Annotated in this window: 9 protein-coding genes; 3 read left to right on the top strand and 6 right to left on the bottom strand. The window is 32.0% G+C overall.

Annotation, left to right across the window (positions count from 1 at the left end):
- From PHC28_RS10195 to PHC28_RS10215, 5 genes are all read right to left on the bottom strand, one after another.
- On the bottom strand, nt 1-342 hold a 342-nt coding region (locus PHC28_RS10195), incomplete at its 3' end, for a hypothetical protein (RefSeq protein ID WP_300099577.1).
- A 226-nt stretch (nt 343-568) separates the two neighbouring features.
- Nucleotides 569-1153, bottom strand: a complete 585-nt coding sequence (locus PHC28_RS10200; RefSeq protein WP_300099580.1) for a Maf family nucleotide pyrophosphatase — start codon at nt 1151-1153, stop codon at nt 569-571.
- Nucleotides 1146-2075 (bottom strand): geranylgeranylglycerol-phosphate geranylgeranyltransferase, encoded by a 930-nt coding sequence (locus PHC28_RS10205; protein WP_300099587.1) that lies wholly within the window; start codon nt 2073-2075, stop codon nt 1146-1148. The genes PHC28_RS10200 and PHC28_RS10205 overlap by 8 nt, the downstream gene beginning before the upstream one ends.
- A 15-nt stretch (nt 2076-2090) precedes the next feature.
- Nucleotides 2091-2618, bottom strand: coding sequence for an HAD family hydrolase (locus tag PHC28_RS10210; protein WP_300099590.1), 528 nt, complete (start codon nt 2616-2618; stop codon nt 2091-2093).
- A complete protein-coding gene (locus PHC28_RS10215) occupies nt 2602-3363 on the bottom strand; it encodes a DUF2520 domain-containing protein (RefSeq protein ID WP_300099593.1) in 762 nt (253 codons plus the stop codon). Before PHC28_RS10215 ends, PHC28_RS10210 begins: the two co-directional genes overlap by 17 nt.
- A gap of 273 nt (nt 3364-3636) precedes the next feature.
- Here PHC28_RS10215 and ccsA point away from each other — a divergent pair, with 273 nt between their 5' ends.
- Nucleotides 3637-6771: a cytochrome c biogenesis protein CcsA gene (gene ccsA / locus PHC28_RS10220; protein WP_300099596.1), complete on the top strand. Its 3135-nt coding sequence runs from the start codon at nt 3637-3639 to the stop codon at nt 6769-6771.
- 197 nt (nt 6772-6968) lie between these two features.
- A complete protein-coding gene (locus tag PHC28_RS10225) occupies nt 6969-7532 on the top strand; it encodes a glutathione peroxidase (protein ID WP_300099599.1) in 564 nt (187 codons plus the stop codon).
- Nucleotides 7533-7582: 50 nt separating this feature from the next.
- Here PHC28_RS10225 and PHC28_RS10230 read toward each other — a convergent pair whose 3' ends face one another.
- Nucleotides 7583-8530, bottom strand: a complete 948-nt coding sequence (locus PHC28_RS10230) for a tRNA-dihydrouridine synthase (RefSeq protein WP_300099602.1) — start codon at nt 8528-8530, stop codon at nt 7583-7585.
- Nucleotides 8531-8987: 457 nt separating this feature from the next.
- On the opposite strand from PHC28_RS10230, the gene nagB reads away from it, so the two are divergent.
- Nucleotides 8988-10919 (top strand): glucosamine-6-phosphate deaminase, encoded by a 1932-nt coding sequence (gene nagB, locus PHC28_RS10235; protein ID WP_300099605.1) that lies wholly within the window; start codon nt 8988-8990, stop codon nt 10917-10919.
- Nucleotides 10920-11025 lie beyond the last annotated feature (106 nt).

Here is an 11025-nt window from a genome sequence, read left to right on the forward strand (position 1 = left end):
TTTATAATATTTTATTTTATGATTTTTGAAATAGGTATAAGGGCTTGTGCCGTGGTAATCATTCAAAACAACTTTATAACCGTTGTACAAATCATAGTTTCTATATCTTCCTGGTAGATTTCTTGAGCGAAACCATTTTCCATTATTTATATATATAAACTGAGAAGCTCGAATGTCATAATAAGCTTCGATGTCGGGTAAATAATAAAATTCGACATTTGAATACCCTGTTGGTCCCCAAACAGGAGGTGTTCCTATATTTACTCTAACTGAAACTTGCGCTTGTGTCAAACTTGACACGAAAAGAAATACTCCTAACGCAATTAATTTTAATGTTTTCATTGTTTTAAATTTTAATTTAAGAATTGTTTATTTTATATATAAATTCAATAACTGTGCCAATACATTTTTTTCGCTTTTATAGAAGTGAAGTTATTTATTTCGCCAGATGAAAGTTTTCGGTAAATTATATAATTTGTACTATACAAATATGATATTTATTTGGGCAGTAAAAGTTATATTATTTTTGGTAATATTTATATAATTACCATATTTTAAAGATTATTTTTTAGTCTAAATTGTTCAAAAACTCAAAGACTTTGTCAGTAGGCATTCCCATAACATTAGCATAAGAACCTTCAATTTTTGAAACGCCAACAAAACCAATCCATTCCTGGATACCATAAGCTCCAGCTTTGTCGAATGGTTTGTAATTTTTTAAATAATAACGAATAGCTTCATCGCTTAATTCATTGAAAGTAACCTTTGTAACTTCATAAATTAGTGAAGTTTTTATGTCTGTTTTAAGACAAACTGAGGTGATTACTTCGTGAGTGGCATTCGATAATGATTTTAGTATTTCAAAAGCATCTTGCTCGTCTTTTGGTTTGCCCAAAGCTTTGTTGTTGTGCCAAACAATGGTATCGCTGGTTATCAGGATTTCATTAGATTTCAATTCTCCCTCGAATGCACTGGCTTTCAATTCAGCTAAATAGTTAGTGATTTCTTCGGCTTTTAATTCTGGAGGAAAAACTTCTTCAATTTCTTTTAATCTAATTTCAAAATCTAAGTCTAAATCTTTGAAGAACTGCTGGCGTCTTGGTGAACCTGAAGCTAGAATCAGCTTGTATTTTTTTAATTTATTCTTAAGCATTGTGTTTCATATTTAGGCTAATCACTACTATCGAAAGCATACCGAAAAAGAGAATCCATTTTAGGAGCATACTTAGGATGTGAAATTCTTTTTTGGTTTTCGAATTCCAAATTTTAATGGTAAAATAAATAAGTGGAGCTAAAATGAATGCTAATCCATATATTGTGCTTATAAATAATCCACTCGCAAAAACATACTGATTGATGTAATAAATGATACAAATTATAGGAATAAAACTCAGTCCAAAGACAAGTTTTACAGTTCTATTTACTCCGAAAGCAATTGGTAAAGTGTTCATTCCTTGGTTCAAATCTCCTTCAAAGTCTTCTAAATCCTTGACGATTTCCCGAATAAAATTGATGATGAAAGCAAAAATGGCATAATCTAAAAGTATTCCGAATAGCAATCCCATAATGGGTTTGTTTTCTTCAAAAGTCACGGGATATAAATCGAAAATTCCAATGATCAAAACACTTAACGAAAGCAAGAAAGCCACGATGATGTTCCCAAATAGTAAACTTTGTTTCAAGCTTGTGGCATAAAAATAAAGTGTTGCAGCAATGATTATAAAAAGGGAAGCAAAACCAGGTTTGTTAATTACATTTGATAGGTAAAATCCAATCGTAACGCCAATTATGGTGAAAAAAATATAGAAATTGTATGCTTTAGTTTCGGAAATTGTTTTACCAATAATTACTTTCTCAGGTTTATTCTCTAAATCTGTTTCAACATCAAGAATATTATTAATGATGTAACCTCCAGCAGCGATACAAACAGTTGATAGAACTAACAATCCATATTGCCAATCAAGTAAAGCTAATGGAATATTTTGTAATTTCAAAAAACCATATCTAAAAATAAGCTGCATAAATGCCAGCATTAATAGGTTTTGGTAACGTATGAGTTTTAAAATTTTAAGCATTTATTTAAAAAAATATTAATCCAATTTTCCGTCAAAGTGCATTGCCCATTTTCCTTGCACTTTCATCACTTGTTCGATGACTTCTCTCACAGCACCTTTTCCACCATTTTTATGCGAAATATATTTTGCAATTCCTTTAATTTCAGGACTAGCATCTTGCGGACAAGTAGGCAATCCTACTAATTGCATCACGTGATAATCAGGAATATCATCGCCCATATATAAAACTTGTTCCCGTTTAATGTCATACAATTCTATATATTCTTTATAGGTTTCAACTTTGTCAGACGTTCCAAGATGAATATCAGTTATTCCCAAATTTCTCAATCGTACTCGAACACCTTCGTTGCTTCCGCCAGAAATAATACAAACATTGTAACCACTTTCTACAGCGGCTTTCATTGCATAACCATCTCGAATATTCATCGTTCGGAGGATTTCGCCTTCATTGGTTACAAAAACGGAACTATCAGTAAGTACGCCATCAACATCAAAAATAAATGTGGTGATTTCGTTCATTATTTCTTTATAACTCTTTGCCATTATTTTGTATAGATTGGGTTAGTATTTTATAAATTGTTGAGTGATTTTCATCGGATAAAAAATCCAAGTGAGCTTCTATTGTTTGCTTGTCGTTACGTTTTGCTGGACCAGTTTGTGCTTCTTTTGGCGAAAGTGTCATTACTTTGTTTACAGTTTCCAAAATTAATGGTTTTAAGATTTCAAACGGAACTTTATTTTCTTCGCAAATTTCATTTCCTATTCGATACATTTCGTTTACAAAATTATTGACAAAAACCGCCGAAATATGCAATGCTTTTCGTTGTTTTTCATCGCTTTTAAAAGTATTGTTAGAAATAGATTGTGCTACTTTTTCTAATAATTCAAAATCGGTTTCATTATCACTTTCTAAACAAATTGGGATTTGGCTAAAATCAACAGCTTTGTTTTTAGTGAAAGTTTGGAGCGGATAAAAAATGCCTCTTCTGTTTTTTTTATCCAAAGAACCCAATGGAACACTTCCTGAAGTATGAACTACAAGGCGATTTTTGAATGGTAATTTTGAGGAAACTTCGGCAATAGCATCATCTGAAACGGAAATAATATATAAATCAGCTTCGACAAGATTGTTAAAATCATTAGTAATTTTAGATGAATCGAGTAGAGGGAAATGATTGTTCTTTTGCCTTGAAAATAATTGTATAACTTCAATTTCATTGCTTTTGGCGAAAGCCATTACCAAATGTTGAGCAACATTTCCGGAACCGATTAGTACTATTTTAATCATTCGGCTAAATTATCGAAAAAAAGTTAATTTGTTTGGGATTATTATTCCTGAAACTAAATTTTTTTATTGTAGTTCGTTGCTGGGTTAAAAAAAATAAGGTTATGTAAGCTAACGAGTCTATCTTATTAAAATGGCAGTAAAGTTTGATTTGATATAAATTGAAATATCTCACATTTCATCTTAATAATTCCTTAAATTCTGTCGAAATCTAGTTTAGAACCAAACTAAATTCGTTATTTTTGCGTTACAATTTAAAAACGTAAATTCTTACAGATGAATAAAAAATTGACTTCCATTTTGTTTTCTACACGATTAATGGCCATTCTTTTCTTGACTTTTGCAGTTGCAATGATTGCAGGAACTTTCATCGAAAGCAAGTACAATACAGATACTGCTCGAATTTGGATATACAATGCTTGGTGGTTCGAAGGAATGATGTTGCTTTTTATGATAAACTTCATTGGAAATATCAAGAGATATAACTTATTAAGAAAAGAAAAATGGGCAACTCTTATGCTGCATTTGGCTTTTGTTTTCATTATTGCAGGTGCTTTTGTAACACGTTATATTAGCTTTGAAGGAATGATGCCCATTCGTGAAGGTGCTACTGAAAATGTATTTTATTCTGATAAAATGTACCTTACTCTTTTTGTAGATGGACAATATCAAGGTTCAATGAAGCGTAGAACTTTCGAAAAAGCATTGCGTCTTTCACCTGTAACCAATAATAATTTTTCTATTTCTAATAATTTTGACAACACAAAATTCGAAGTGAAGTATGAAAATTTTATTATGGGAGCAAAACAAGTTATAAAACCAGACTCTAAAGGAAGTTTGTATTTTAAAGTTGTTGAAGCTGGTGAAGCAGGAAGGGTGGAGCATTTCTTGAAAGAGGGAGTTGTTCAAAACATCCACAATGTGCTTTTTTCATTAAATAAATATACAGTTGGTGCAATAAATATTACTTTGACAGATACCACTTCAACAATTCAAACGCCATTCGAAGGGGAGTTTATGCGAATGGCAGATAAGTTGCAAGGTAAAGTGACTAAGGATATTGTTCAACCTTTGATGATGCGTTCTTTGTACACGATAGGTGATATGAGAGTTGTATTTCCTGAACCAGCTGCAAAAGGAGTTTTAGATTATGAATCAACAAATAATTATAGAGCCAAGGGTGCTGATGATGCATTAATTGTAAAATTATCAGCTGACGGTCAAGAAAAAATGGTAACATTAATTGGAACAAAAGGTAGAGTGGGAGAATCAAAAACAGTGAAAATTGGAAAATTAGATTATACCTTGCTTTACGGGAATAAAGTTTACACCTTACCTTTTAGTATAAAATTGAATGATTTTGTTGCTCAAAAATACCCAGGAACCGAAAGAAGTTTTTCTTCATTTGAAAGCCAAGTTACGATTCAAGACGGAACTGAACCCTTTGATTATAAAATATATATGAATCATATCTTGGATTATAAAGGCTATCGTTTCTTTCAATCTTCATTTGATCCAGATGAACAAGGAACTGTATTGTCTGTAAATCATGATTATTGGGGAACTTTGATTACTTATATTGGTTATTTTATGTTGTTTTTTGCAATGGTTGCGATTCTTTTTACCAAGAATTCTCGCTTTGCTGATTTGAAACGAAAACTGGAAGTAGTGAAAAAGAAAAAAACAAGTTTATTGACAATACTTGTTTTGTTGATGAGTTTTGGTGCTTTCGCCCAAAATCATAATAATCAAATTTTAACCGTAAAACAGTTAGATTCGATAATCAATAAAAACAAAGTGACAGAATCTCATGCGGCCAAATTTGGAAGATTAATTGTTCAGGATGCTGGAGGTAGAATGAAACCTATCAATACTTTTTCGTCAGAACTTTTGCGAAAAGTAAGTCATAGCGATACTTATAATGATATGAATTCGGATCAAGTGTTTTTGTCGATGACACAAGATGGAAACATCTGGATTCAAATTCCAATGATCTATATCAAGCCTGGAAACGACAGTATTCGAAAGATTATTGGTATTGATAAGGATACAAAATTCGCATCGTTTTTAAACTTTTTTGACAAGACAGGTAATTATAAATTGGCATCCTATTTAGATGCAGCCTACAAAAATGCCAATCCCAATCAATTTGAAAAAGATTTTATCGAAACTGATAAAAAAGTGAATTTGATGGAAGCCGCACTGAGCGGAAGTATTTTGAAAATTTTCCCAATTCCTGATGACACTAACAACAAGTGGGTTTCCTACCCAGAATTGGTAAATTCAGGTATAAAAGGAATGGAGGCAAAATACACATCAAGTATTTTTCCCTTGTATTTTGGAGCTTTGAACAATGCTATTGCTACCAAAAACTATAAACAGGCTGATGAGTTAGTGGAAAGTATAAACGGTTTTCAGAAAAAATTTGGAAGCAGAGTGAGACCAAGCGAAGAAAAAATTACTTCGGAAATCTTATATAATAAATACGATGTTTTCCAAAAATTACCTTTTTGGTATTTGTATGCTGCAATAATAATGCTCTTTTTTACCATTCTGAAAATTTTTAAAGAAAGAAAAGTATTTGATTATGCAATCAATACGATGCATATTATTATTGGTTTGTTCTTCGTTCTGCATACAATTGCTTTAATAGCCCGTTGGTATATTTCTGGACATGCGCCTTGGAGTAATGCTTATGAATCTATTATTTATGTGGCTTGGGCAACAATGTTTTTTGGATTGGCTTTCGACCGAAAATCCAAGCTTACTGTGGCTTCATCTGCTTTTGTTTCGGCGATGATTTTATCGGCAGCTTATATGAATTGGATTGACCCTGAGATTGGCAATTTGCAACCCGTGCTTAATTCCTATTGGTTAATGATTCACGTAGCGATTATTGTAGCGAGTTATGGACCATTTGCTATGGGAATGATTCTGGGAGTAGTTTCTTTGTTGCTGATGTTGTTTACCAATGAAAAAAACAAAGACAAAATGAAACTGAACATCAAAGAGTTAACTTATATTAATGAAATGGCTTTGACTGTTGGTTTGGTTATGCTAACTATTGGTAATTTCCTTGGAGGACAATGGGCCAACGAAAGTTGGGGTCGTTACTGGGGTTGGGATCCAAAAGAAACTTGGGCATTGATTAGTATTATGGTTTATGCCTTTGTGATTCACGCTCGATTTGTACCTTCATTAAGAGGAAAATGGATATTTAACCTGATGAGTGTTTTTGCATTCGTATCTATCTTGTTTACTTATTTTGGAGTAAACTTCCACCTAGTAGGATTGCACTCTTATGCAAGTGGAGAAGCAAAATCATTAAGTTGGATATGGGAATCATTGACAGCTATAGCTTTACTAGGAGCGATTACGTATCCAAAATACAGGAAATATTATAAAAAGTAAAACAATGAAGGGTTTTTAATTTTACCCTGATAGACTTTATATTGAAACCTATTAGATTTTCAAAACCTCATAAGTTTGTTCTTATTATATTGAAACCTATTAGATTTTCAAAACCTCATAGGTTTGTTCTTAAAAATCAAAAGTAGAATATCAACTTTTGATTTAATTTTAATTGTTTCACTTTAAAAAATAATCCAATGAAAAAAGTATTTAATATCGCCTGTGGAATTTTCCTTTTAGTTACAATTCAAAGTCAAGCTCAAAATAAATCAGCTATGGAGAAACAAACCATTTATCAATTTAAAGTAGAAGATTTATCTGGAAAAATATTTGATTTTGCTTCACTAAAAGGCAAAAAAATTATGATTGTAAACACGGCTTCAAAATGTGGTTATACACCGCAATACAAAGAATTAGAAGCTTTGTACAAAGAATATGCTGACAAAGGTTTCGTGATTGTGGGCTTTCCTGCTAATAATTTTGGAGCGCAAGAACCAGGAACTAATGAAGAAATTGCTACTTTTTGCCAGTTGAATTATGGGGTAACTTTCCCTATGATGAGTAAAATTTCAGTGAAAGGGAAAGATATGAACGAAGTGTATCAATTTTTGACTGAAAAATCGAAAAACGGTTTGCAAGATAGTGACGTAAAATGGAATTTTCAAAAATACCTAATCAATGAAAATGGCGAATTGGTAAAAATATATTATTCAAAAACAGTACCTAATGATGCTGAAATCGTAAATTGGATTAAAGGCTAGTATTCTAAGAAATAATAATTAGAAATGAGATTTTCAGGAAATTGGAAATCTCATTTTTCGTTTTTGAAAATGGCAGTAACAGCCGCTTCGTAATTCCGAATACTCTGTGCTTTTTTGATTTGTTTCAACACTTTATGTGGATTCGAAAATGTGATTGAGAAGTATTCCCATAAATGGTACATCTTCAATAAAATATGAGTTTGTCCTGATAGCGACTCACTATAAATGGCATATAAAGTATCGTGAAATTCACGGAACAATTCCATTTTGTTTTTAGGATATTCCGTTGTATTACTTTTTATCATAGTAGGCAAAAACGGATCAGCAATCAATCGTCTCCCAATCATCCAGTGGTCAATGGTAGGAAAGCGTTGTTGCATTTCCTGAAATTTAGCTGCCGAAGTAATATCACCATTATAGTACAATTTATGAATCGTGTTGTCGATACAGAGTTGAAACGCATCCAGATTGACACCTCCTTTATACAATTGTTTGCCAATGCGGGCGTGAATAGCAATATTTTTAAGTGGATATTTGTCTAAAATGGGCAGAACATCCAGAATTTCTTCGGTAGTATCATAACCCAAGCGCATCTTCATCGAAACGATAATGTCCGATTCAGAATGTGCTCTTTCTAGAATATGATTGATTTTTTTCGTGTTTTTAATTAAACCAGATCCCATTCCAGATTTTGTAACCATAGGATATGGACAACCTAAATTCCAATTCAACTCTTTGTAACCCAATTCTCGAACATATTTGGCAACGAATAAAAATTCTTCTGCATCGTTGGTAATAATTTGCGGAATTACTTCTAAACCCATATTATTCTCAGGAAGTAGGTCACGCTCATAAGAGGCTTTTATTTCTAGCTTTCCATTCAAGCGAATGTAAGGAGAATAAAAAGTGTCTATTCCTCCAAAAAGCTTGTTTTGTGCATTCCTAAAACGAAAATCGGTAAATCCTTGTAGGGGAGAAGAAAGTAGTGTAAAGCTCATAGTATTGGTAAAGGTGCAAATATAATGTTATTAATTAGTACCCATTGGATGTAATTCGTTTTTAATAATTCTATCTATTGAATCTGCTTTTCTTAAATTAAAGCTAGAGGTAATTAATGTGTTGAAAATAAGTTAAATGAAATAGTTGCAAGTAATTTAAATTTTTGGATTTATTGGTATTTGTGTGAAAGCTCAAAGCATCATTTATCTCTATTCTAAAAAGAAATTAATTTCGAATTTATCTTTTAAATAAGTACTTACGAACATTAAAAAAATATGTTTTATCTGTGTTTTGCTTTAGTAATTTGTTTCATCAGTTTTCTTTTTTATAACATTTTCAGTAGAACTAAAGTTTGTAATTATGTCCTTTGCCGAAGCCTACTGGTTATTTGTCGAATTTTTGATTTGAACAACTAACAAATATTTAATTTTATCATATTAATTAAATTTCTGATAGATGATTAAAGGAGGTATAAGTTATAAAAATAGCATAAGTTTTAAAGAAGCAGGAAAATTTGAAGAAACACGTTTTGAGAAAATTCACAATGTGATTTTTGATTCCTCTAAAGAAGCTTCAGTGTTAGTAGCTCAAGAAATAGCAAATTTAATTCAGAGAAAAGAAGAATTAAAAGAGCCTTGTGTTCTAGGATTAGCCACCGGATCTTCACCAATTAAAGTGTATGAAGAGCTTGTTAGAATGCATAAAGAAGAAGGTTTGAGTTTTGCAAACGTAGTGACCTTTAACTTAGATGAGTATTATCCTATGGATAAGAATAATATTCAGAGTTATTATTATTTTATGCATGAACATCTTTTTAATCATGTAGATATCATTCCCGAAAATATTAATATTCCTGATGGAAAAGTAAGTAATGAGGAATTGCAACAATATTGTATCGATTATGAAATGAAGATTAAATCTTATGGCGGATTAGATTTCCAACTTTTAGGAATTGGAAGAACTGGGCATATAGGATTTAATGAACCGGGATCGCATATCAATTCTGGAACAAGAAGTATTACACTAGATCATTTGACCCGTGTAGATGCAGCACCTTCCTTTTTAGGAATTGATAATGTTCCAAGAAAAGCCATTACGATGGGTATTGGAACCGTAAGAAATGCTAAAAGAATTGTGCTTCTTGGATGGGGAATTAGTAAGGCAGATGTTCTTAAAAGTACTATTGAAGGAGAAATGTCTTCTCAAGTTCCTGCAACTTATTTACAAGAACATAATAATACCACTTTTGTATTAGATACAGAAGCTTCGTCTGAATTAACAAGAGTAAAAACTCCGTGGTTAGTAAAATCATGCGTTTGGACTGAAGAGTTAAAACTTAAAGCAGTAGTTTGGTTAAATGAATTGACTAATAAACCAATTCTTAAGTTGACAGACAAAGATTATAATGATAATGGAATGTCAGGATTGCTGGCCGAAGAAGGAACTGCATACAATTTAAACATAAAGATGTTTAATAAGATGCAGCATACTATAACAGGATGGCCTGGAGGAAAACCAAATGAAGATGATACCTATAGACCAGAGCGTTCTACTCCTGAGCAAAAACGCATAATCATTTTTAGTCCACATCCAGATGACGATGTTATTTCGATGGGAGGAACTTTTGATAGATTGGTAGAACAAGGACATGATGTTCATATAGCCTATCAAACCTCGGGAAACATTGCCGTTTCTAATGAAGAAGCATTGAAATTTGCCGAAGTTTCTACGGTTCTAAATTCAGTTTCAAGTGAGTCGGATGACATCATTAAATTTTTAAAGAACAAATCTAAAAATGATATTGATACTATTGAAGTTCGAAAATTAAAAGGTTTAATCAGAAGAAGTGAGTCTTTGGGAGCTACCAGATATTTAGGAGTAGCAGATAGCAATGTCCATTTTCTTGATCTGCCTTTTTATGAAACAGGTACTGTTAAAAAAGGTAATCTTACTGAAGCGGATATAAAAATTATGTGTGATCTTATTGAAGATATAAAACCACATCAAATTTATGCTGCAGGAGATTTAGCCGATCCACACGGAACTCATAAGGTTTGTTTGGATAGTTTGTTTGAATCTTTAGAACGATTGAAACACAATAGTTATATGGACGATTGTTGGGTATGGTTATACCGAGGTGCTTGGCATGAATGGGAAGTATATCAAATTGATATGGCAGTGCCAATGAGTCCAGATCAAGTACTTAAAAAACGTCATGCTATTTTTTATCATCAATCTCAAAAAGATGGAGTGATGTTTCAAGGGGATGATAGTAGAGAGTTTTGGGTTCGCGCAGAAGATAGAAATATATTAACAGCAAAAAAATATCATGATTTGGGATTGGCTGATTATTCGGCCATTGAAGCATTTAAACGCTATCATTTCTAGTTTTGTTGATATTAAAAATAAATTATTTGGTTATAATTTAGTTAGTTTGGTTACCTTGGTTTTGAAATGCAACCGACATGTTTGGTTGCATTTTTTTTTTTTTTTT

Origin of the sequence: Flavobacterium sp. (genome assembly GCF_028712645.1) — a bacterium.
In the GTDB taxonomy this organism is placed as follows: Bacteria; Bacteroidota; Bacteroidia; order Flavobacteriales; family Flavobacteriaceae; genus Flavobacterium.